The organism is Salinispora oceanensis (genome assembly GCF_000383575.1).
GTDB classification, from domain to species: domain Bacteria; phylum Actinomycetota; class Actinomycetes; order Mycobacteriales; family Micromonosporaceae; genus Micromonospora; species Micromonospora oceanensis.
Genome location: NZ_KB911579.1, coordinates 1,582,270 through 1,603,790, shown reverse-complemented (window position 1 = coordinate 1,603,790; position 21,521 = coordinate 1,582,270). Strand labels below are relative to the sequence as shown.

23 protein-coding genes and 1 pseudogene are annotated in these 21,521 nt (G+C 68.0%); 13 read left to right on the top strand and 11 right to left on the bottom strand.

The genetic code is table 11. The features are described 5' to 3' along the window. Positions 1-17 precede the first annotated feature (17 nt). Together SALPAC4_RS0107405 and SALPAC4_RS0107400 are read left to right on the top strand one after the other, a co-directional pair. Positions 18-767, top strand: a complete 750-nt coding sequence (locus tag SALPAC4_RS0107405) for an LPXTG cell wall anchor domain-containing protein (protein WP_019869770.1) — start codon at positions 18-20, stop codon at positions 765-767. Positions 768-1,177: 410 nt separating this feature from the next. Next, a complete protein-coding gene (locus SALPAC4_RS0107400; protein WP_019869769.1) occupies positions 1,178-1,648 on the top strand; it encodes a hypothetical protein in 471 nt (156 codons plus the stop codon). Positions 1,649-1,766: 118 nt separating this feature from the next. On the opposite strand, the gene SALPAC4_RS0107395 is transcribed toward SALPAC4_RS0107400, so the two are convergent. The 5 genes from SALPAC4_RS0107395 to SALPAC4_RS0107375 all read right to left on the bottom strand — a co-directional run bounded on the left by SALPAC4_RS0107395 (position 1,767) and on the right by SALPAC4_RS0107375 (position 5,674). Further along, positions 1,767-2,150: a VOC family protein gene (locus tag SALPAC4_RS0107395; protein ID WP_019869768.1), complete on the bottom strand. Its 384-nt coding sequence runs from the start codon at positions 2,148-2,150 to the stop codon at positions 1,767-1,769. Positions 2,151-2,288: 138 nt separating this feature from the next. Further along, positions 2,289-3,068 (bottom strand): VOC family protein, encoded by a 780-nt coding sequence (locus SALPAC4_RS0107390; RefSeq protein WP_019869767.1) that lies wholly within the window; start codon positions 3,066-3,068, stop codon positions 2,289-2,291. Between the two features lie 132 nt (positions 3,069-3,200). Continuing rightward, positions 3,201-4,052, bottom strand: coding sequence for an alpha/beta hydrolase (locus SALPAC4_RS0107385; RefSeq protein ID WP_019869766.1), 852 nt, complete (start codon positions 4,050-4,052; stop codon positions 3,201-3,203). A 69-nt stretch (positions 4,053-4,121) separates the two neighbouring features. Beyond that, positions 4,122-4,661, bottom strand: a complete 540-nt coding sequence (locus SALPAC4_RS0107380) for a hypothetical protein (RefSeq protein ID WP_019869765.1) — start codon at positions 4,659-4,661, stop codon at positions 4,122-4,124. A gap of 128 nt (positions 4,662-4,789) precedes the next feature. Beyond that, the gene (locus tag SALPAC4_RS0107375) at positions 4,790-5,674 is read right to left on the bottom strand and encodes a fructosamine kinase family protein (RefSeq protein ID WP_019869764.1); all 885 of its coding nucleotides are present in this window, start codon (positions 5,672-5,674) and stop codon (positions 4,790-4,792) included. Between the two features lie 578 nt (positions 5,675-6,252). On the opposite strand from SALPAC4_RS0107375, the gene SALPAC4_RS0107365 reads away from it, so the two are divergent. From SALPAC4_RS0107365 to SALPAC4_RS0107355, 4 genes and pseudogenes are all read left to right on the top strand, one after another. Next, positions 6,253-7,344, top strand: coding sequence for an alpha/beta hydrolase (locus tag SALPAC4_RS0107365; RefSeq protein WP_019869762.1), 1,092 nt, complete (start codon positions 6,253-6,255; stop codon positions 7,342-7,344). 161 nt (positions 7,345-7,505) lie between these two features. Next, positions 7,506-7,598 (top strand): annotated as a pseudogene (locus SALPAC4_RS26235) (hypothetical protein); the annotation flags it as partial. Between the two features lie 60 nt (positions 7,599-7,658). Next, positions 7,659-8,657 (top strand): alpha/beta hydrolase, encoded by a 999-nt coding sequence (locus SALPAC4_RS0107360; RefSeq protein ID WP_019869761.1) that lies wholly within the window; start codon positions 7,659-7,661, stop codon positions 8,655-8,657. 101 nt (positions 8,658-8,758) lie between these two features. Beyond that, a complete protein-coding gene (locus SALPAC4_RS0107355) occupies positions 8,759-10,315 on the top strand; it encodes a S8 family serine peptidase (RefSeq protein WP_019869760.1) in 1,557 nt (518 codons plus the stop codon). Between the two features lie 79 nt (positions 10,316-10,394). Here SALPAC4_RS0107355 and SALPAC4_RS0107350 read toward each other — a convergent pair whose 3' ends face one another. Both SALPAC4_RS0107350 and SALPAC4_RS0107345 read right to left on the bottom strand, forming a co-directional pair. Continuing rightward, a complete protein-coding gene (locus tag SALPAC4_RS0107350; protein ID WP_019869759.1) occupies positions 10,395-11,054 on the bottom strand; it encodes a class I SAM-dependent methyltransferase in 660 nt (219 codons plus the stop codon). Positions 11,055-11,139: 85 nt separating this feature from the next. Then, positions 11,140-11,538: an MFS transporter gene (locus SALPAC4_RS0107345; protein ID WP_019869758.1), complete on the bottom strand. Its 399-nt coding sequence runs from the start codon at positions 11,536-11,538 to the stop codon at positions 11,140-11,142. Here SALPAC4_RS0107345 and SALPAC4_RS0107340 point away from each other — a divergent pair. Next, positions 11,517-12,149: a TetR/AcrR family transcriptional regulator gene (locus tag SALPAC4_RS0107340; RefSeq protein WP_019869757.1), complete on the top strand. Its 633-nt coding sequence runs from the start codon at positions 11,517-11,519 to the stop codon at positions 12,147-12,149. The two genes, SALPAC4_RS0107345 and SALPAC4_RS0107340, sit on opposite strands and share 22 nt — an antisense overlap. Before the next feature lie 47 nt (positions 12,150-12,196). Further along, positions 12,197-13,018, top strand: coding sequence for an aldo/keto reductase (locus SALPAC4_RS0107335; protein WP_019869756.1), 822 nt, complete (start codon positions 12,197-12,199; stop codon positions 13,016-13,018). On the opposite strand, the gene SALPAC4_RS0107330 is transcribed toward SALPAC4_RS0107335, so the two are convergent. Beyond that, a complete protein-coding gene (locus tag SALPAC4_RS0107330) occupies positions 12,971-13,384 on the bottom strand; it encodes a histidine kinase (RefSeq protein WP_019869755.1) in 414 nt (137 codons plus the stop codon). The genes SALPAC4_RS0107335 and SALPAC4_RS0107330 overlap by 48 nt on opposite strands. 312 nt (positions 13,385-13,696) lie before the next feature. Between SALPAC4_RS0107330 and SALPAC4_RS0107325 the strand changes: the two genes are divergently transcribed. The 4 genes from SALPAC4_RS0107325 to SALPAC4_RS0107315 all read left to right on the top strand — a co-directional run bounded on the left by SALPAC4_RS0107325 (position 13,697) and on the right by SALPAC4_RS0107315 (position 17,189). Further along, positions 13,697-15,298, top strand: coding sequence for an MFS transporter (locus tag SALPAC4_RS0107325; protein WP_019869754.1), 1,602 nt, complete (start codon positions 13,697-13,699; stop codon positions 15,296-15,298). Positions 15,299-15,432: 134 nt separating this feature from the next. Next, a complete protein-coding gene (locus tag SALPAC4_RS27915; RefSeq protein WP_188116844.1) occupies positions 15,433-15,603 on the top strand; it encodes a hypothetical protein in 171 nt (56 codons plus the stop codon). A 67-nt stretch (positions 15,604-15,670) separates the two neighbouring features. After that, entirely contained in the window at positions 15,671-16,591 is a 921-nt protein-coding gene (locus tag SALPAC4_RS0107320; RefSeq protein ID WP_019869753.1) for a phosphotransferase, read from the top strand. A gap of 175 nt (positions 16,592-16,766) precedes the next feature. After that, a complete protein-coding gene (locus SALPAC4_RS0107315) occupies positions 16,767-17,189 on the top strand; it encodes a DUF6234 family protein (protein ID WP_027644818.1) in 423 nt (140 codons plus the stop codon). Between the two features lie 69 nt (positions 17,190-17,258). Here the strand turns inward: SALPAC4_RS0107315 and SALPAC4_RS26230 are convergent, their stop codons facing one another. The 3 genes from SALPAC4_RS26230 to SALPAC4_RS0107300 form a co-directional block, all read right to left on the bottom strand. Continuing rightward, the gene (locus tag SALPAC4_RS26230) at positions 17,259-17,924 is read right to left on the bottom strand and encodes a GOLPH3/VPS74 family protein (protein WP_162562145.1); all 666 of its coding nucleotides are present in this window, start codon (positions 17,922-17,924) and stop codon (positions 17,259-17,261) included. A gap of 92 nt (positions 17,925-18,016) precedes the next feature. Further along, positions 18,017-19,144, bottom strand: a complete 1,128-nt coding sequence (locus SALPAC4_RS0107305) for a TolB-like translocation protein (RefSeq protein ID WP_019869750.1) — start codon at positions 19,142-19,144, stop codon at positions 18,017-18,019. Beyond that, positions 19,141-19,668 carry a SigE family RNA polymerase sigma factor gene (locus tag SALPAC4_RS0107300; RefSeq protein WP_019869749.1) on the bottom strand — a complete coding sequence of 176 codons (528 nt, stop codon included), beginning with the start codon at positions 19,666-19,668 and terminating at the stop codon, positions 19,141-19,143. Before SALPAC4_RS0107300 ends, SALPAC4_RS0107305 begins: the two co-directional genes overlap by 4 nt. Before the next feature lie 143 nt (positions 19,669-19,811). Here SALPAC4_RS0107300 and SALPAC4_RS0107295 point away from each other — a divergent pair, with 143 nt between their 5' ends. Then, positions 19,812-21,317: an MFS transporter gene (locus tag SALPAC4_RS0107295; protein WP_027644817.1), complete on the top strand. Its 1,506-nt coding sequence runs from the start codon at positions 19,812-19,814 to the stop codon at positions 21,315-21,317. Positions 21,318-21,521 lie beyond the last annotated feature (204 nt).

The following is a 21,521-nucleotide window of genomic DNA, read 5'->3' as shown; positions in this document are numbered from 1 at the left end:
TACGGGAGGAAAACCGCATGCGATGGAAGTTCCTGGCTGCTGCCCTAACGGCGGCGGCCTTTTTGATTCCGGCGACACCGGCGGCGGCTCAGGTCGAACCGCCCGGGCTGGACCCGTCCTGCCAGCCGATTGAGCGCAAGGTATACACGGACATCCGTGAGTTGGTGAACATCAACCTGGACACCGCCACCGATCTGGAGGTGCAGGTGCTGGCCACCCAGATTTTCTCCGCGGCCGAGGCTGATCTGTTGATTGTTGTGCCGCGCGAGATTAAAGAGCGGTTGAGGGACGCGGGGGAACTTCGGTCATTCCTCAAGGAGGATATGCAGCAGGCCTGGTCAGCGGATCTGTCGATCTCGGTGACCCGGACGTTGGTCGACGCTGGTCCCAACGTGGACGCGGCTACCCAGGAGGTACTGAACCAGACAGACGTCGATGTGTATCTGGACTACCTCAACGACGGTCTGTACGCCGCACGCGAGCTTGACTGCGCCGTTCAGCCCACACCGACGCCGACTGCTACCCCGACCGCTACGCCGACTGCTACCCCGACCGCTACGCCAACTGCTACGTCAACCGGTGCGCCGACTGGTACGCCGACCTCTGCTCCCCCGGTCGACCCGGGTGCCACCGGCGGCGAAGGCGGTGGGCTGCCCGTGACGGGTGCCGCCACCGCGACCGCGGCCGGCATTGGAGGTGCGCTGCTGCTCCTCGGCGGTGCGGGATACGTGATCGGACGTCGACGCCGTACCCGTTTCCAGGCATAGTGACCGCGCCCGGCTCGACACTTTCGTCGGGCCGGGCGCGACCAGCGTCGTGCTTGGCGAGGTGCGCCGCGACGCGCTACTCCCGCAGGTCTGGCCGGGCTGAGGGTGATTACCACGCGACCCTGTCAGTCCGGGCGCGACCAGCGTCGTGCTTGGCGAGGTGCGCCGCGACGCGCTACTCCCGCAGGTCTGGCCGGGCTGAGGGTGATTACCACGCGACCCTGTCAGTGCACCGAAATGGGCTGATCGCGGCAGTGTCACAGTGGCTGACCGGTCGCATGATCGCCATGCTGTTCCCCTGGTGTGCTGACTGTGTTCGTCGGGTCGCGAGCTAGGGACCGGACCGGGCGGCGATGTGCTCCTCGGGACGGATTGGACGAAGCTGAATAGGCTTCTCTAAGATCACACCGGTGAACACGGAACCCATCAGCATCGACGGCGTGGCCGGCCCGATTGTTGTCACGACCAACGCCCTTCTGGGGAACCCGAAAGTCACCGTGGGCGGAGTATCCGCCCCCCGGTCGGGCAGGCGTCAGTACACGTTGCCGGCCACAGACGGTAGTTCGGTCGAAGCCACCGTACGCATCGCGTTTGCCGATCCCTACCCGACGGTGGAGGTCAGCGGCGTGCGGCACCGGACCGGTCCTTCGATACCAGTCATGCTGCGGGTGTTGGCTCCGCTGCCTCTCCTGCTGATAGCGATTGGGGGTGCTCTCGGTGGACTTGTCGGAGCGCTGGGCTTATGGGCGAACCTGCATGTCGCCCGGATTCAGGCCGGATCGGCTGCCAAGGCAATGGGCATGGTTGGCGTCAGCGTCGTCTCGTACCTCCTCTTGATTGCTGTCGCTGTCGGGATTCGTGCAGCGATCAGCCCGAGCTGAAGGTGCTCCCTGACCAGGGCGCTGTGGGAGGTGCAACGACTCGATCGGCGCCTGCCGGAACGTGGGAAAGTGCTCCGCCGGGCTCGGTGGGTTCCCGATAGCTGAGGTCGTGTGCGGCTCAGCTTGGGTGGGGGTCCTGCATCAGTGCGACGACCGCGCCCGCGGGGTCCTTGATCAGCGCGAAATTGCCCGGACCGGTGCCGTTGGGCTGCCGTACCACCTCACCGCCCTTTTTGGTTACCCGCGCCAGGCTTGCGGCAAGGTCGCTGACCGCGATGTACGTGATCCACTGTGGCGGTAGGTCAGCGTTGCCGTTCCTGGCATGGCAGATGCCAGCGACCGGGTTACCGTCCTGTGCGAGCATCATGTAGTCGTCGTAGTCGCCCATGCTCAGCGGCTCCGGCTTCCAGCCAGTCACGTCTGCGTAGAAGTCGCGTATGCCGTCTGCATTCTGGACGGTCAGGTCGAAGCCCGCGATTGTGCCTACCTTGGTTTGGTTCATTTGGTGTCCGTTCCCTTCGCACTCAATCCCGACCGTGCTGGTTGAAGATCGACGTATTCCTTAATCGCATCCTATCGGCCGGGAGCGTCAAAGGGAAAGGACCGGGGCTGCGAGGTGCGGACGGATCGGCGCCAGGGCTTATCTCGTATGTCCGAGGCGGAACGGGCCGCGGCGTTCGGTGGCCACGAAGGTGGCTCCGAACGGATCGGCTAGGAGGACGTCGCGTCCGTGCGGCGATTCCTGCGGAGCCGTCACCACCCGACCACCGTGCGACACCGCCTGCTCCGCGGCCTTCTCCGCGTCGGGGACCTGAAAGTACGCCAGCCACGCCGCGTGCCCTTCGTGTGGGCGTTGCTCCGCGCCGGCGAAGACTCCCGCCACCGGTCGACCACCGGAGTTGAGCGTCACGTAGGGCGCGTCCTCGTGCGGTTCGGTGTCGTAGCCGAAGACCCGCCGGTAGAACTCAACGGTGGCGGCCAGGTCGGCGCTGGTCACCTCGCTCCAACATGGCGCTCCGCCCTCGTCAACCACTTGCGACCCACTCAGCTCGCGGCCCTGCCACAGGGCGAAGACGCCACCGGTGGTGTCCTGGGCGATCGCCATCCAGCCGACCATGGCGTCCTGTCGCGGCTTCACCACCTTGCCACCGGCATCGGTGACCCGTCGCAGGGCCGCTGCGCAGTCCGCCGTCGCGAGGTAGATCGTCCAGTTCGACTGGGCGGGCGCCGGTTCGCCCGGATGTGGTTCGGCGATCGCCGCTACCGGTTTTCCGCGAACCTGGCACATCGTGTAGAAGTCGCCCTGGAAGGTCCAGCCCAGCACCGGTCCGTAGAAGTCCATTGCGGTGTCCCGGCTGGGCACCGTCATGTCGAACCAGCACGGCGTGCCGGAGGCGTACGCGCCGTCAACGTCACTCATGGGATCTCCCGTTCCCTGGGTCCAGTTTCCCACCCGACACTCTACGACCAGCACGCTTGCGCGGAGGGTAGTAACACTCGCGGTGCGGCCAGCGGGACGACCCGGTGGTGTCCGGGAAAGGAGAAGCTTCGCTCATAGGCTGTCGGCCGGTCGCCACAACCACCGCAGTGCGTCGGGGATCAGGGTCCCGCCATGGTTCGGACTGTGGCCACCATCGCCCAGCACAAGACGGAAGTCATAGCCGGCTTCGGCCAGAGCGGCCGCGACCCGGAGGTTGTTGGCCAGCCAGTTTCGCTCGGGCTCGTTCCAGCGCAGGTCTCGGTGGCCTGCCTGCAAGAAGACGCGTAGCGGCTTGTGGGGAACGCGGGGAATCAGTTCGGGGTATGGATTACCGCCGGGCATCTGCGCAAAGCTGGACAGGCAGCCGAAGACCCGACGGAACTTGTCCGGGCGGAACCACGCGGCAGTGAAGGCGCAGTTACCGCCACTGCTGCCGCCGCCAATGCCCCATAGTTCAGGGTCCTCGGTGATGGAGTAGCGGTTGGCTACCTGAGGGATGATCTCGTCCAGGAGGAAGTTGGCGTACCGGTCGTTGAAGGCGTCGTATTCGAGGTTACGGTTTTTCGGCTGCGCGGCCCCCTCGATTGTTCCCGGGTCCACGAACAGGCCAATGGTGGCCGGAATTTCCCCGCGGTGGATGAGATTGTCCAGAACGATTCCGCACCGGACCTCTCCTTCTGGGTCGAAGTATAACTTTCCATCCTGGAAGACGATCAGCGCCGCTGGCTTGGTGGGGTCGTACTGCGCCGGGAGGTGAACCCAGAACTTGCGAGATGTTCCGGGGTAGGCGTGGCTCTCACGCCAGTCGAACTCGATGGTTTCGCCGGCGGGTACACCCTGCTGCGCGCTCGAGTCCGGGCCATGGGCGTACCGGACGTTCGACTGGTTGAGGGGGAGCGGGCGGTAGGGGATCTCGACAGTCACCTGGGCAACCTAAAGGACAACCGCATGACCGCGGCAAGCGAGATTAGGCCCGCCCAGCGGAGCGGGGATTCAGAAGCCGAGGATGGCTGCGGAGACCACGGAGAAGAGGGCGGCGGTGAGCAGGACCAGCCCGGTTGGCGCACCGACGACTGCGCTCACGGACAGCTTCCGGGCCCGGGCGACCGGGATCGCGGCGACCGAGACGACCGTGATGAGAGCGGCGACCAGGTGGATCATCGGATAGCCGATCAGCGTGGCGACTGGGAAGAGGTGGACACCGACGACGAAGGCGACCCACATCGAGATCAGGTCCCGTCGGCCGCGGCGCGCGAGCAGGACCGCCCCGAGGCCAGCGGCCCCGAACTCGATGGCGACCACGACCCCGAACGCCCGGCTGGTGGCCTCGTCGAAGGCGGTGCCGTTGTGCCAGAGCCGCCAGGTCAGCAGAGCACCGGCGATCGCGGTGAGGAGGCCGGTCACCGAGCCGGCGGCGAGGAGCCCGCGCCACCTGCCCGGAGGGGCTTCCTGCGCCCAGCCGAACCAACTCGAAGCGAAGAATCCGAAGATCACGGCAGTTGCCGCAAAGTCCCGCACGTGCTCGGCAAACATGGCGCCTCCTGCCCGCTGAGGACAAGCTACGGCAGTTCGGGGCACTCCTCCAGCCTCCGGGGTCGGACAAGGTGCCAGCTAGCTTCTTCTGGCCGTCGCGGCGCCCGGTGCCGGCCGAAGTTCACTGTTCAGCTGTATTTGCGCAGCACAGTTTTGGTGTCGCGGACCCAGTCCGGAAGGTCGGAGCCGAAGTGGGCGAGGACGCTGAGCTGTTCGCGGAGGTTGAGCAGGTCCATGCGGTCCCGCCAGCCCGGTTGGGGGGCGGCGGCCTCCTCGTAGGCGGCGAAGAAGGGCTCGGGTGGGCGGTCAACGCTGTAGATCATGCTGAGGTCGGCCTCGGCCCAGTTCCAGTGCACCGCGGGGTCGATGAGTACGGGAGTGCCCTGGTCGGTGGCGATGAGGTTGTTGCGCCAGAGGTCGCCGTGGGTGAGCACGGCGGGGGCGGGTGGGAGTAGTTCGGGTAGCCGTTCGCAGATGCGTTCCAGCCGGGCCAGGTCGGTCGGGTCCAGGACCTGTTGGACCTTCGGCTCGGTCGCGTAACGCAGTAGCCGGTGGGTGGCGAAGAACTCGTGGCCGTCGCTGGACTGCTTGTTGTACTGGGGGAGTAGGCCGAGCCAGCCGTCCTCGGGCCAGCCGAAGGTGCTGCCCTGGACGGAGTGCAGCCGGGCGATCGTACGGCCGGCTTCTTCCCAGTACCGGTCGGTGTCGGGGCGGGGAGCCAGAGCGGCGAGGACGAGATGGCGCTCGGTCACCTCGTAGACCTCGGGAGTCGGAACGCCACCGATTTCATGGAGGGCGCGCAGCCCCGCGGCTTCCAGACCGAACATGCCGGGCGGATTCTGCGAGGACGCCGGGGTCTGCTTGACCACGGCCGGCCGGCCATCGGCGAGCCGGACCCGCTGCACGTGGTGGGCGAGCCCCCCGGAGAGAGGTTCCCAGCCGGTAGCACCGTCCAGTATCGACGCGATCGTCCCGGTACGCGGGTCGGCCGGGCTCACCTCGTCCGAATTCATGATCAACTCCTCTCACACACCTACCTGCAGGATGCAGTATCCAGCCTGCTCGCTGTCGGTCGGTGGTGGGGCGAGCGAACGGAATCGCCCTGCTCGCCGCCGCGGTGAGCAACGGCATCAACGGCTTTTACTACCACCAGGTGGAGTCCCTTTTCTGGCGCGTCACAGTGCTGACCGCCGCCGAACCCGAACGCCCGCCCCGCGACCGGTGCGGTGGGACGACCGCAGGGAAAGGCCCGCGGCCACCAGGCACACCGCGAGAATCGCGGCGAGTCCTGCCCGAGGTGCAGCTCTGGTCATGACCCGACGCTCCTGCTCGGTCGGGTCGCCCTGGTCGGCACCGTCTGAACCGCACCGGCTCCGTCGTCGCGAGGGGCGGTGTTGTCGTGGTTCCGGCCGGTCACAGACGGGCGGTCACGGATGGCCGGTGTTGTGGCCTGTCCTCCGCACCTGCCCGAATACCACCATCAGCGGTGCCTGAACGAGGAATCGACGCATCCACCGATCGCTCGGCGTTGCTGGTAGCCGACTGCCAGCAACCGAGGCCGGTGACCGTCTCGAGGAAGGGACCACACCCGATGAGAACCCGGCTGTTCTCCGACCGAACCCGGTCGTTCCTGCGGCTTCCCGCCGCCGCCACCGTGGCCGCCACCGTGGCCGCGGTAGCGGCGGTCGCTGCCGCCGGATCGGCGGCACAGGCCCAACCCGTCGAGATCCCGAGCTTCACCGACAGCCACGGCCTGACCCTCGTCGACAGCGAGGCCCACTCCAGCACCGACCTGACCCTCACCGTGACCACCGCGCAGTTGTCCGGCCAACACGAGATCCGTGTGTTTCTTCCCGCCGACTACGCCACCGAACCCGACAAGCGCTGGCCGGTCGCGTACTTCCTGCACGGCGGGGCCGGCGGCCCGCACGACGTGGCGGCCGTCCCGGCCCTGCGCTCGAACTCGATGATCACGGTGGCTCCGAACGGCGGGCTCAAGGGTTGGTACGCCGACTGGGTCATGCAGGACACCGCCCTCGGCGCGGCCAACTGGGAGACCTTCCACACCGAACAGGTCGTTCCCTTCATCGACGCCAACCTGCGTACCCGCACTGACCGGAACCACCGGGCCGTCATCGGTCTGTCGATGGGGGGCTTCGGATCGCTGCACTACGCGCAGGCCCGCCCCGACCTGTTCGGTCACGTCGCCTCGTTGTCCGGTGGGATCGACTTCGGCATGGCGCCGATCCGCGCGGTCGTCCTGGCCACGGAGCTCAACCTCCCCGGCCTGCCGTGCAGCTCCGTGCCGGCCGGCCCATGCCCCAACTACGGCCCGTACGTCGACAGCGACGCTATTTTCGGCTCTCCGTATCCCATCTTCAACGCCGACCGGATCTGGAACGAAGTCGACCCGGCCGCACCGGCCAACCTCGCCAGGTTGGCTGACACCACCATCGCGCTCTACACCGGCGACCAGGGCACCATCGACTATTTCACCGCCATCGCCACCGCGACTGTCGAGGAGCGCCTCAACGACCTCGGCATTCCCCACGACACCGTCAACTACGAAGACGGCTCCACCTTGGCCCCCACGTGCGACGGCGGTCACAACTATGGCTGCTGGGCCCCGGCGATCGCCGACTACCTCCCGCAGCTCGAGGCGTCGTTCGATTCGGCCAGCTGACGCTGGCCAGCTGGAACGTCGGCCACTGAAGCCAGAACATCGGCGACTGAGGCCAAAAGGTCAGCCATTGAGGCCGGATCACCAGCTGTTGGTGTCGTGGCAACCAGCCCCACCCGCAGTGATGCGCTCCGTTCCCGACGAGCCCGAGCAGAGGAGGTTCCGAGCTCGACGACGGTGACGGCAAGTACCAACGCTTCCAACAGGCCACCATTCGCTGGCACCCGGACCAGGGCACCTGGATTACCCCTACCTGAGCGGCGTAACCAGTCCCGTTCCCCAATCTAATTGCAAGCCACCTACCTCAGGGAGCAATCATGACCCCGCATACGCAGCCGACCCCGCTGAGTCGCCGCCGCCTCCTCACCGGCGCGGCAGCCGCAGCCGCCGTCGGGGCGTTCGGCGGCCCCGCCCTCATACCGAATCCGGCCCACGCCGTCGGTGACGGGTTCGGCCTCCGTATCGTCAGCCCCCCCAACAACCACACCGGACGGCTGCAGTACTTCCGCTTCGCCACCAACGAAATCGAATGGGACCCCGCCGTCAATGTCCTGCTGCCCGACGGCTACCACACCAGCGGCAAACGCTACCCCGTGCTGTACCTGCTGCACGGTGGCCAGCAGGACTTCCGTCACTTCCATATGCACGAGAACATCATGAATTTGACCGCCGGCCGAGAGATCATTGTGGTCATGCCCGACGGCGGCGCCGCTGGCTGGTACTGCAACCCGGTCAGCACCTTCGTGGGCCCGCGAAACTGGGAAAACTTTCACATGAACCAACTGGTGCCGTGGATCGAGGCGAACTTCCGCACCTTCGCCGAGTACGACGGACGCGCGGTGGCCGGCTTCTCGATGGGCGGTTTCGGCGCGCTGAAGTACGCCGCCAAGTATTTCGGACATTTCTGCTCTGTCAGTTCCCACTCCGGGCCCGCCAGCCTGCGTCGCGACGGTCACCTCGTCGCGCACTGGGCCAACCTCAGTTCCGCCGCGGTGGAGCTGGGTGGCGGCACCATCTACGGCGCGCCGTTCTTCGACCAGGCTCGGGTCACCGCGGACAACCCCATGGAACGCATTCCGAGCTACCACCACAAACGGGTCTTCCTGGTCGCCGGCACCTCACCAGAGCCGGTCAACTGGTGGGACGTCATCAACGAGACCCAGGTGCTCGCCGGACAACGCGAGTTCCGCGCCGCTCTCAGTCAGGCCGGTATTCCCCACGAGGGACGCGAAGAGCCAGGCGGGCACATCTTCCGGCACGAGCTCTTCAGGGACGACCTCAACGGCATGCTGGGCCGTCTCCGCCGAGCCGGCTGACCCGGACGAGAATCCCGCGTCCACCACGTCGAACTCATCGAACGAGCTAACCGCTACGAACGGGGGTGGACGGCCGGCTGCCGTCCACGGGGAGGTAGGAGATGGGTAAGCACCGCAGATCAGTCCTGGTCGGTGTCGTCGCCCTGGCCATGGTCGCGACCCCGACCGCGGCCCAGGCCCAGGCCGCCGAGCCGGCCGGTACGGTCCGCAACGCCGGTGGGGCCACGGCCATACCGGGAAGCTACCTCGTGGTCTTCAAGGACAGCGAGGTCAGCCGGTCAGCCGTCGGGTCGTCGCTGACCCGACTACGCAGCCGGCACGGTGGCACGGTGGCGCGTACGTACACCACGGCCGTGCGGGGTGGTGAGCTGCGGCTCAGCGCCGCGGCGGCGGCCCGGGTCGCCGCCGACCCGGCGGTGGCGTACGTCGAACAGAACCACACCGTGTCGATCGCGGGCATCCAACCGGACCCACCGTCCTGGGGTCTGGACCGCATCGACCAGCGGTACCGGCCGCGGGACGGCTCGTACACGTACCCGAACACGGCTGGTGATGTGACGGCGTACATCCTCGACACTGGTGTCCGTACGACGCACACCGACTTCGGTGGGCGGGCAACCTGGGGCACCAACACGGTGGACAACAACGACACCGACTGCAACGGTCACGGCACGCATGTCGCCGGCACCGTCGGCGGTACCGTGCACGGCGTGGCCAAAGCGACCAAACTGGTCGCGGTCAAGGTGCTCGACTGCGCCGGCGCGGGCACCACGGCAGCGATGATCGCCGGCGTCGACTGGGTCACCGCGAACGCGGTCAAGCCGGCGGTGGCGAACATGAGCCTCTTTAACCTGCCGAGCAGCGCCCTTGACGGCGCGGTCACCAACTCGATCGACTCCGGTGTGACGTACACGGTGGCGGCGGGCAACTGGGGCGTCAACGCCTGCCTCTTCTCCCCGGCCCGGACCCCGGCGGCGATCACCGTCGGCTGGACCAACAGCACCGACGCCCGGTACATCCTGTCGAACTACGGCAGCTGTCTGGACCTCTTCGCGCCGGGCTCGTCGATCACCTCGGCATGGGCCAGCAGCGACTCCTCGACCGCCACGACCAGTGGTACGTCGATGGCCGCGCCACACGTGGCCGGCGCCGCCGCGCTGCTGCTCGCCGAGAATCCCGAGTACACCCCGCAGCAGGTCCGGGACACCCTGGTGGCGAACGCGACCAGCGGCGTTGTCGGCAACCCGGGCAGCGGTTCGCCGAACCGGCTGCTCTTTGTCGATGACGGCACCACGCCCCCGCCTACGCCGTCGGGCTGTACCGGCACCAACGACAGCGACGTCGCGATTCCGGATCTGGCGGTGGCCAGCAGCTCGATCACCCTCTCGGACTGCGGCCGGGCCGCCTCGGCCACCTCGACCGTCGCAGTGAACATCCGGCACACCTTCCGCGGCGACGTGGAGATCGACCTGGTCGCTCCGGACGGCTCCGCCTACCGGCTGAAGAACTGGGACTTCTTCGACCGGGTTGACCACATCAACGAGACCTATACGGTCGACCTCTCCGGCGAGGCCGCGGATGGCACCTGGCTACTGCGGGTAGGCGACGTCTGGATCAACGACATCGGCTACATCAACACCTGGACGCTGAACCTCTGAGCCACAGCCGAGGCCCCTTCCGCGCCACCTGGAAGGGGCCTCGCGGGGCGGAGGTGTCCGGAGGTCTGCGCTCCGCGCCCTACGTGTTCGCGGAACTGCTCCTGCGGACCAACATGTATCCGTAAGCGGGTTCGGGCTCTTCGGGCGGGGCGCTGCCCTGGAACACCAGGGTGAATCCGGCGGTGGTGAAGCGGTCCTCCATCTCCCGGGACGAGAGCCAGTACCGGTCGAAGTCGACTCCGAGGCTCTCGACGGGGCTACCGGGAGCATTACGGTGTCCGGTCCCGTCCCCGTACTTGAATGCTGCCACCAGGTAGCCGCCCGGCCGTACGACCCGGGCGAGTTCAGCGAACGCCTTCGCCCGGGAGTCCGGTGCCAGGAAGATCAATGAGTACCAGCACACCACCCCCGCCAGCGACGCGTCGGCGAACGGTAGCTCCCGCAGATCGGCGACCTCGTACCCGAAGCCCGGATGCTCCCGCCGCGCCACCGCCACCATTCCCGGCGACAGATCCACCCCAGACGGCGACAGGCCCCGACCCGCGAGGTACGGCAGAAGCCGTCCGGTACCGCAACCGACGTCCGCGACCTCCGTGCCCAGGGACAAGGTCAGCTCGGCGAACAGGTCGAGCATCGCCCGCTCGACCGGCATCCTCTCCAGTACCCCGACCAGGTTCTTCGCATACCACTCCGACAACACGTCGTGTGCGTCCCGTAACTCCTCGGTACCGATGTCCATCCCGCTGACCTCCCCGTCGTCGGCCGTTGAGGCACGAACCTAGTCCAGGACCCCCGGCAAACGCCATCAGCGCACCGCGTCGCGGCTATCGCTCGGTACCGGGCGTGGTGGTCGAGCGGACGAGCAGACCGGTGATGAGGGCCAGGGCCGCACCCAGGACAGCGACGCCGAGCAGGGCGATCCGCCAGGCGTCGGTCAGGTGGGCCGCGAGCCGGCCGGCGTCGGGGGTGGCGTCGATGTTGCCGGCGACGACGCGTCCCGCGAGGTCCGCCGATTCCAGTCGGCCGGCGACGAGGGTGATGAGGACGCCGCCGAAGAGAGCGAGGATCGCCGCGTTGGCGGCGCCGCGCACGGTGTTGAGCATGCCCGCGGCCATGCCGGCGCGTTCGGTGTTGACCTGGTTCACGGCCTGAGCGTCCGTGACGCCCATGGCCAGTCCGACCCCCACGCCGATGGTCAGTAGTGGCCCGGCCAGGGCGGGCACGTCAATTCCGGGGGGTCAAGCGAGCCGCGATCCTGAGTGGAGCGCTACAGGCGTTCGCCCGCGACGGATTCAGCCGCGCCAGCATCGACACGATCGCGAACGAGGCCGGCGTGTCCACCCGGACCATCTACAAGCACTTCACGGATAAGGCAACGCTCTTCACCACGGTGATCACCGAGTCCGCGGCCACCGTCGCCGCGCAGCACACCGCGCTGGTCGAACGCCACCTCGACGCCGTCGCCGCCCGCGACCAGGTCGAACCGGCACTTGCGGCCTTCGCCCACGCGTGGCTCTCCGACACCCGGCAGCCGGAAGCGCACCGCGCACTGATCCGGCAGGTCGACACTGAGACCGACCACCTCAGCGCCGAGGCGGTCGCCGCCTGGTGGCAGGCGGGTCCCGCCCGCGTTCGCGCCGAACTCGCCGCCCGCCTGCGTCGTTGGGCCGAGGCTGACCTGCTGCGCATCGACGACGCCGAGCGGGCCGCCGTACACTTCGCGCGCTTGATCTCGGCGACACCCGGTCCGCCGGGCACCCCTACCAACACGCGCGGAGGGAAAGACTGGATCACCGCGGGCGTGCGGGCCTTCCTGCACGGGTACCACGCATGACGCCACCGTTGACCACGGAAGCGTTCGGGCGGCAGGGCTTCGGTGCCATGCGCCTCCGGGACAGCGCCCCCGCCGACCCGGACCGCGATCCCGTCGCTGTCATTCACAGCGCCCTCGACCACGGGGTACGCATGATCGACACCGCCGATGCGTACGGCAACGAGGAACTCGTCGGCCGCGCCATCCGCTCCCGGCGCGGGCAGGTCACCCTGGCCAGCAAATGCGGCCTCCGGCTCCGCCCCGACCTCCCCCGCGGCTTCGAGGTTCGCGCCGATCCCGCGTACGTTCGGAACGCCTGCGAGGCCAGCCTCCAACGACTGGGCACCGACGTCATCGACCTGTACTACCTGCATCACCGCAGCGACACCGTGCCCATTGAGGAGACCGTCGGCGCTCTGGCCGACCTGGTCGCCCGCGGGCTGGTGCGGGCGATCGGACTCTCCAACGTCACCGCCGCGGACCTGCACCGCGCCCAGAACGTGCACCCGATCACCGCACTGCAGGAGCGCTGGTCCCTGACCGAGCGCGGCATCGAGGGCAGCCTGCTGGCCGCCGCCGCCGAGCACCGCGTCACCGTCGTGGCGCACTCACCGACGTCCCACGGCCTGCTCCACCACCGGCCGGTTGGCGACGACACGCCGCCGCACCACCCCGGCATGGTCCTGACACGTCTCGCCCAACAACTCGGCGCCTCCCCCGGACAGGTCGCGCTGGCGTGGGTCCACCACCGCGAACGCGTCCACGGCCTCACCGTCCTTCCGCTACCCGGCACCACGCGGGTCAGCCACGCCCGGACGAACCTCGCCGCAGCCGACCTGCAGCTACCGGAAGCGGTGCTGCGCCAGCTCGACGCCGTACCGATCCCGTAGCTCTGGGCAGGTCCCGCCGTCGTCATTCATGCGCAGTAGGTTGATCGACTCACGCAGCTCGGCCAGTCCCCGCACGGCGCTCTCCCGGATCACCGTGAGTGCCTGGCGCCGCTGGTCGTGGCGGTCCTCGGCCAGCGAGGGCGCACCGGCGGAGTGAATGGCGATGATCCCGATGTGACTGGCGACGACGTCGTGCAGCTCGCGTGCCATCCGGGTACGCTCGGCCGCCACCGCCCGTCGGTTGTCCAACTCGGCGAGCCGGGCTACCTGCTCGGCGTTGCGTCGTTCGGCCTCGGAGCGATCGCGGTGCTCGCGACTCGAGATGCCGCTCCACACCGGCAGGAGTAACGCGATAGCCAGCAGCACGCCGGTGACCGAGGTTGGCGCCGAGGGCGGTCAAGACCGCCGCCCCACTGATGCACGTCCCGGCGACGATCACATCACGGCGGTTCAGGCCGGCCGGCTGAGGAGATGCCAGGGACCGTGCTGCGCGTCAGCGGCCGCGATTGTCCTATCCGGACAAGAGCAAGTCGATGGGCGCTCTGACTGGGCGCAGCCGCCCTTGCCCGGCCAGCCACCTTGACTTGAAGTCTTCTTTAACTTCTAGGTTCGGTGGTGGTGATCAATGAAGTCGTACATCGACTACGAAATCCCGTTACATCAATGAAAAGGTGGGTCATGACGGCTCAGGAGTCGCAGCGGGCGGGGCGGCGAGAGTGGTGGGGTCTGGCTGCCCTGGCCCTGCCGACGCTGTTGGTGGCGATGGACCTCACGGTGCTGCACCTGGCGGTGCCGGCGCTCAGTGAAACGCTCAAGCCGAGTAGTTCGGAACTGCTCTGGATCACTGACGTCTACGGTTTCCTCATCGCCGGCTTCCTGATCACGATGGGGTCGCTCGGCGATCGGATCGGTCGTCGACGGTTGTTGTTGATCGGCGCGTTCGGGTTCGGTGTCGCGTCGTTGCTGGCATCGCTCTCCACCACCCCGGAGATGCTGATCCTCACCCGGGCGCTGCTGGGGGTCGCCGGGGCAACGCTGATGCCCTCGACTCTGGCGTTGATCCGCAGCATGTTTCCGAGCCCGGCGCAGCGCGGAGTGGCGGTCGGTGTCTGGATGACCAGCTTTGTCACCGGGACCGCGATCGGGCCGCTGGTCGGTGGGGTTCTCCTTGAGTCCTACTGGTGGGGGTCGGTGTTCCTGCTCGGCGTGCCGGTGATGGTGCTGTTGCTGATTATCGGTCCGGTGCTCCTCCCGGAGGTGGCGGATCCGGGCGCCGGTCGCCCGGACCTGCTCAGCGTTCTTGTCTCGCTGGTCACGATTCTGGCCGTGGTGTTCGGGTTCAAGCAGTTCGCCGAGGGGGCCAGTGGTCCGCTGCCGTGGGCCTGCATGGCCCTGGGGGCCGGCCTCGGCTGGATCTTCGTTCACCGGCAGCGGACTTTGCGGGATCCCCTGCTCGAACTGGCGTTGTTCACCCGCCGTACGTTCGGGGTGGCCGTCGCCGTGCAGACCCTGGCGGTCTTCGCGATGGCGGGCGTGCAGTTCTTCGCCGGCCAGTACCTTCAGCTCGTCCTCGGAATGTCCCCGCTGCGAGCCGGACTCTGGTCCCTGCCGTGGACGCTGGTGGGCGTCACCGGGGCGATGCTGGCGCCGCTCGCCGCCCGCCGCCGGTCGCACGCGGCAGTGCTGGCGGGTGGTCTGGCGCTCGGTGCTGTGGGGTTCGGTGCTCTGGCCGGAATCGGCTCGGCCACCGGGTTCACCTTGCTGGTGATCGGCATGGTGACTGCATCCCTCGGCATCTCCGGTGCGATGACCCTGAGCACGGACCTGGTCGTCGGGGCGGCTCCCGAGGAACGGGCCGGGTCGGCGTCGGCCATCTCCGAGACCGGAAGCGAGCTCGGCCTCGCCCTGGGCATCGCGGTGCTGGGGAGCATCGGCGGTGCCATCTACCGCCAGGACCTGACCGGGTCCGCACCCGCCACGACCCCGCCCGAGTCGATGGAGGTAGCGGCGGAGACGCTGGGCGGGGCGGTCAGTGTTGCGGCCGAGTTGCCCGGCGGGCTCGGCGACGCACTGCTCGCCACTGCTCGGCAGGCGTTCACCACCGGAATGGCGGTGACGTCGGCGATCAGCAGTGGGGTGCTGATCGCCCTGGCAATCGCCGTCGGCATCCTGCTACGTCGGCCGCATCGAGACGGGGGCGAAAAGCAGGAGGCGGCTCAACGGTCCGGTAGTGGAAAAAGTGGCAGGTCAGCACCGGAAGCCGAATTTCCGATGCTATAACTCCACACAGGACATAATCTTGTCTTCGTGGCGACGCGACTGCCGCAGTTCCACGTGAAGGCACGAGGCGAAGCCGCGTTGGCCAGTTCTGGGCGGATGTTCTCGGCGGAGAGGTATCCAGTGGGGCGCCGGGTGTGACGAAGCTCGAACCCGGCGGCTTCGACTACCCCGACCCGGTCGCCATCTGCCTCGACCTCATCGTCGCACCGGAACCCAAGAGGGCCAAGCTCCGGGCGCACGTCGACCGCGCAGCCCGCTCCGCGAAGGATGACACGCATGCGAGACAGGCCAGAAAGCCTTGCTGAGAATGAACTACGCGCGGCGCTACGTGCAGGATGGTGCATCCGTGCCGACGCACTGGCCCACCTTCCGGTGGGCTTCGGCAGTCACCACTGGTCAGCGACCGATCAGCGCGGCTCGAGGTGGTTCGTCAAGGTTGACGACCTAGGCTTCGTGGCGGACGGACGGGAGGAGGAGTTCGGCCGGCTCAGCCGCTCCCAGGAGACCGCACTGACCCTGCACCGCGACGCGGGGCTCGGATTCGTGCTCGCGCCCGTTCCGGCCGAGAACGGAGCGCCGGTGTGGAGACTGTCGCCCCGGTACGCCCTGTCGGTGTTTCCGACAATCGCCGGCGCCGCCGGGCAGTTCGGCCCCCACCGGCGCGAGGAACTCGCCGAGGTGACCGGGCTTGTCGCCGAGGTGCACCGGGCCACCCCCGCGGTCGCGCACCTGGCGCCCCGCGCCGACCTGCTGCTGCCGGGCAGGGACGGGCTGAACGCCGCCCTCGCCGACCTGGGGCGACCCTGGATCGGTGGCCCGTACTCCGAGGCTGCCCGGGATCTGTTGCTCCTACACGAAAGGCGGGTACGGCAGTGGCTGGAGAGGTTCGACCAGCTCGTGGCCGAGGTTCACGGTGACGGGTCCGACTGGGTGGTCACCCACGGCGAGCCGCATCCCGGCAACATCCTGCGTTCACCCACGGGCGCCTGGCTGATCGACTGGGCCACCGTGCAGCTGGCGCCCCCGGAGCGGGACGTGTGGATGCTCACCGACGCGTTCACCGGAATGCTCCGGGAGAAGCCCACGGGGGTGGACGCGCAGGTGCGCTCCTGGTACCACCGATTCAGCGGTCGCGCCGTGTCGCCGGTCGGGATCGCCCTCTACCGGCTCTGGTGGCCCCTCGCCGACGTGGCTGCCTTCCTCGACGACCTTCGCCGTCCGCACGCCGACGGTGCGGACGCCGCCGCTGCGCTGAAGTACCTCACCCGCAACCTTGCGGCCGCGTCGGCCTGAGCCGGGCCGTAGCTCTCTTGTGCGGGCCGGGGCAGAGCCGGTTGGTTCTCCCGGTCGGTCCCGTGCCATCGGTGTCTCCAGTGTGCTGTCTCGATCACTCCGGTCGGGCGTCCGCAGCTGCCGCCACCGGCCGTCGCCCCCGCCACCCCTTGCTGGTCGTGGCTAACCTGTCGGCATGGATCGTCGGCCTGCGGCACCCTGGGCGCCAAGCGCCGTCGTGCTGCTGACGGTGGCATGGCTCCTCGGCGCGCTGGTGCTGCTCCAGTGGTGGTTCGACATCAGCGTCGAATTTTGGCCCGATTCCGACAGCACCCAGGATGCCGGTGCTGACCAACGGGCGCATAAGAGCAACACAGCACTGCTGCTCTTGGCGGTCGAGGTGGTGGCCGGCCCGATGGTGATCGCCGCCGTGGCCGTCTGCGGGCAACTACGCCGGACTGCCGCTGTCTACCTGTTGATCGCGTTTGGGTTCTGCCTACTCGCAGTACCGGTGGCCCCTGAGGCGTACCGGGATATCAACTCGCCCTCGCCTCCACCTCCAGCACCAACGAGGTGCCAGGAGCGGAGCGGCGGCGAGGCCAGCTGTCCCGGTGGGTAGCGGGTGCTCCCCGCGTGCCCCAGGAGATTCACCTTTCCGGATCGGTCGTATTTTACCGGTGATGGGTGGCTAGTCATTTAGGTTCGTGACCATCTTGGCAACGGTCGGGCCCCATGGCCCGGCCCGCTTTTCGCTCATCAGTTCCGATAATGCGCTAGCTGGCCAGCATGAACGGCGCATCGCGGTGAACTGGCGGTCCACGTCTTGAGCGGGTAAATCAGGCACCAGGCCCGAACTCCAGCCCAGGGCGTTAACCAGCGCACAGAGGCTCGCAGTTCTTCGATCGATATCTTCGGTACCAAGTGCTGCGAGCCTGAGGCTTTGCCGCGCCTCGGCTAGGGAGGATTCACCCAGGGTGGTCATTTTATAGCGGTTAGCCGGAGGTAGGGAAAACCTCTTTCGGCTCGCTCGAGTCAGTTGTTCATCTCGTGTCAGCTTGGCGATCACGCGGGTTTGTATATCTTTGGTCAAACGAACGATCCAGTGCCGTGGGGCGCGAGGTTTCCGGTCTTGCTCGACCTCGCGAAGTGCCGCATCGTTCAGGGGGCTACTGGTTGGCTCCACACTCCTGACCACGACGTTGCCCTGGACGTGATCGAGTTTTTCGGCGACGGACAGGTCTGCCAGCAGCCCGGCCGCCAGGCCAAGCTCAAGATACTCTGATGGGCCACGAAATGCGCCGTCTTCGCACAAGGCAAGTAATGCCAGCTCCTCAGTTAGCGAAAGTGCAGCCACCCGGCAATAATGCCGCCGGTGTCGGTAGCGGACAATCACCGGTAGAAGGCACCCCGTACTGCCGTCAGTCAGGTGTGGGAACGGATTCCGCGTTAACGGGCGCCGGGTGCCTTGATGACCGCCTCTTGGGGTAGCGTGGTGATCTCCCGGAGGTGTCCGTCCGGCTGGACGGCTATGAGCGTGGTTGCCTGCTGACCTATCAGGGTCTCCACCTTGCCGAATAGGACATCGGATCCATCCGATCCGACCACGTACCAGTATTGGAACCCCTTGTCCCGGGACGGGACGTCCTGGCGGTCGGTGATCTCTCCGGCGGCGTTGACCCGCAGCACTGCCGTGGGGTCGGGCCCCTCGCCGGGATAGGTGGCGACGACCAGCGAGTATCCGCCGCCAGCGGCGGGGTGCACGGCGTCGTGCCACACCACCGTCTCGGTGGCGTCGAGCCATCGGGTCGCGTCGACGTCAATCGTGCGTGCTGCCGTTCCGGTGCCGACAGTGAGGGTGATTCGAGTGCTGCGTTGCCGGTCTGGGCCGAGTAGGTCCGGCGTCGTGAGTACCTCACCGGTCGGCAGCAACCCGACGATGAGGTCCTCCTCGGCGACGTCCACCGCGGTGCGGGTGCCGGTGTCGAGTCGCAGCACCGTGTACCTGTTGTCCTGGCCGTCGTGGTAGTCGCCGAGGAGTAGCCGGGACGAGTCCACCGACCAGGCCCAGATGCCAACCCGACGCTGCGGCCCGGACGAAGCGACCGTCCAGACGCGGTCGCCGGTCAGATCGCGGATCTTCATGTCTCGGCCCGCCGGGTAGCTGAGCCACCGGCCGTCTGGGGAGAGCGATGTGCCGATCGAGGTCATGCCGCTGTCCGAGGGCACGAGGTGGTGGGCGCCGGTAGCAAGCACGATCTGGGTCGCGCACGTCCGACACGGCGCGTACGCCAATGTGGCGGGACCGACCGCGGTCGCGGGTAGGGGCGTTGCGGCCGCCGGTGCTTGGGCTGACGCGGTGACACCGGGTCCGAGGGGCTGTGCGGGTGCCGGGCCCGAATCTGGGCGTACCGCGAGGACGGTGCCGATCGTGATCGCGACCGTCAGCACCGCCGGCAACACCAGGATGCTGTTTCGCCGGCGGCGACGCGCGACCGCGATCGCCCGTTCCGGGTCGGCGTAGCTACCGGCCTCCTCGGCGAGCTCACGGTAGGCGCTACGGAAGTCTTGGTTCATCTCCTTGCCTCCGATGAGGGATGCGAATCCAACAGGTGCGCCGGCTGTTTTCGGAGGCGTACGAGTGCGTCGTGCGCGTGTCGCTTGACCGTGCCCACCGAACACCGCAGTAGTCGAGCGGTGTCGACCTCCGACAGATCTTCGTAGTACCGCAGGTACAGCACTGCCCGCTGGCGGGGCGGAAGCAGCGCCAGCAGGCGAGCCAGCGCGGCCTGTTGGGTCACGTGGTCGGCGACATCCGGCCCGCCCAACCGGTCCGGCACGCTGGCGCTGGGTAGCTCGATCGGACGCCGCCGTCGATACCACGAACGGAGCTGGTTCAGCATCGCCGTCCGGACGTACGCCTCGGGGCGGCCGTCCCGCTCGATCCGCCGCCAGTGCCGCGCGGTCCTGGCCAGGGCCTCCTGCAGGAGATCCTCGGCTGCCTGGTGGTCACCGGTCAGTAGGTAGGCGGCCCGGGAGAGCGCCTGCCCCCGCGACAGAACGAACTCCCGAAATCCCGCGTACTGGTCCTGACCCGACATCTCTGCCCCCTGACCCGTATCCGCTACCTGTCTAACGCCGGTCGGTGGGAGGTGGGTTGAGTCGTGCGACTTCACGAATGGAATTCGGTGTGGGCGAGTGTCCTGGGCGCGCGGCCGTGGTCGCATCATGGTAAGAAGCGTTCATGTCCCCGGCTCAGGCCGCAGGCCACCGTCGTAGTTCGCGGGTGCTGGCTGCGGCGGGATTGGCCCGAGGCCCGGCCGAGGTGCTGGACTTCCTGCTGCCGCTGTGGGCCGGCGCGGCGATGGGCGCGACCGCCGGCCAGGTCGGCGCATTGGCCGCGACCGAGGCGCTGCTGTCCCTGCTGGGTCGGCCGGCCGCCGGGGTCCTGTCCGATCGCTTCGACCGGGCGCGGGTGGCCGCGGTCGGTGCGATCCTCTTCGGGCTTTCACTCTTCGGGTACGCGCTCGCCAACAACCTTGGCGTGGCGTTCGGCGCTGCTGTCTGCGGCGGAATCGGTGGCGCGCTGTTCTGGGTGGCGCTGCGAGCGCGGGTCGGTGAGCACCTGCGCGACGATGCGGCGATTTTCAGTCGGCTGTTGTCTGCCGAGGGGACCGGCATCTGGATCGGCTTCCTCATCGCGCTGACACTTCTCGACAACAACCGGTACCAGCTGGTTTTCGCCACCGCCGGGGTTGCCTGCCTCCTGGCCGCGGTGCTGCTCCTATCCACCCCGACGCAGACCGGCGGGCGGTCGCGCGCCCAGGCCGACCTGCGACAGGTCACCCGCCGGCTGCGCCCACTGCTCGTCGTGGTGGCGGTCACCGCCACCGTCGAATTCGGAGTGTCTTTGCTGCTCTTGCTGCACCTACAGCGGGGCTTCGGACTCACCGTCGGTCAGATCGCACTGGTATTTCTGCCCGGTTTCGTCATCCTCACCGCACTGCCACTGCGCCTGTACGCAGTCGTACGGCGGATCGGACGCGCGGCAACCCTGACCTCGTCGCTGGTCGCGAGCGCCATCGTCGCCGTCGGGTTGGCCTTCGCGGCCAACCCGGTGGTCATTGGGGCACTGTGGGCGGTCTCCGCTGCCTGCCTGGCTGCGGCGATCCCGGTGGAGCAGACCGTCGCCGCCGAGGCCTCCGACGGCAGCCTCGGGCGCGGCATGGGTATCTACCAGAGTGCGACCCTGCTCGGCGCGGTCCTCGGCCCGCTGAGTGCCGGCGCGCTCTACCAGAGTGGTGGTTGGCGTGGGGCCTGCGTCGGCGCGGCCGTCGTGCTCGTGGTGGGAGCGGCGCTCGTCCCCGCCGCACTGCGCCGCGTCGGTGTCCCGGACCGGCCACCGCCCCAGTCTGCGGACCTGGTGGCGACGCCGGCGGCGGAGACCGTGCCACCGGCGCCGCCACCGCAGCGCCGCCGCCCGCGGGTCGAGCTGCGGCGTCGCTGGGCCGTCCGGGCGGCCGTGTTCATCGCCGGGCAGGTGGCCTTCGTGGCACTCGGCCACTCCTGGCTCGTGGCGGTCGCGAGCGGCCGGTACACCCTGCTGGAGGCACTCAACGGTGACCTTGGCGACGCGCCGTGGCAACTGGGCGCCAGTAGGATCTGGCTGATCATCTTTTTGGTCGACTCGATGTGGACCTGGACCCGCCTGCTCCGCCACCGGCAAGAGCGTGAATCACAGCCAATGTGAGGGCGCCTACCGATGCCGGCGAGGTGCGGGCCGGCCTCGAGCGCCGAACCCACCTGCGGGAATCGCTTCGCCAGGAACCGGTTTCCGTCGCCGCCGGGGGCGGATGTGGCTCCTTTCTTGGCGGCGAAAATACCTTCGACGGTAGACATTGGATCTTTAGACTCCTGGACGGCCACCTTCGAGTACCTGCTGAGAGATGAGGGA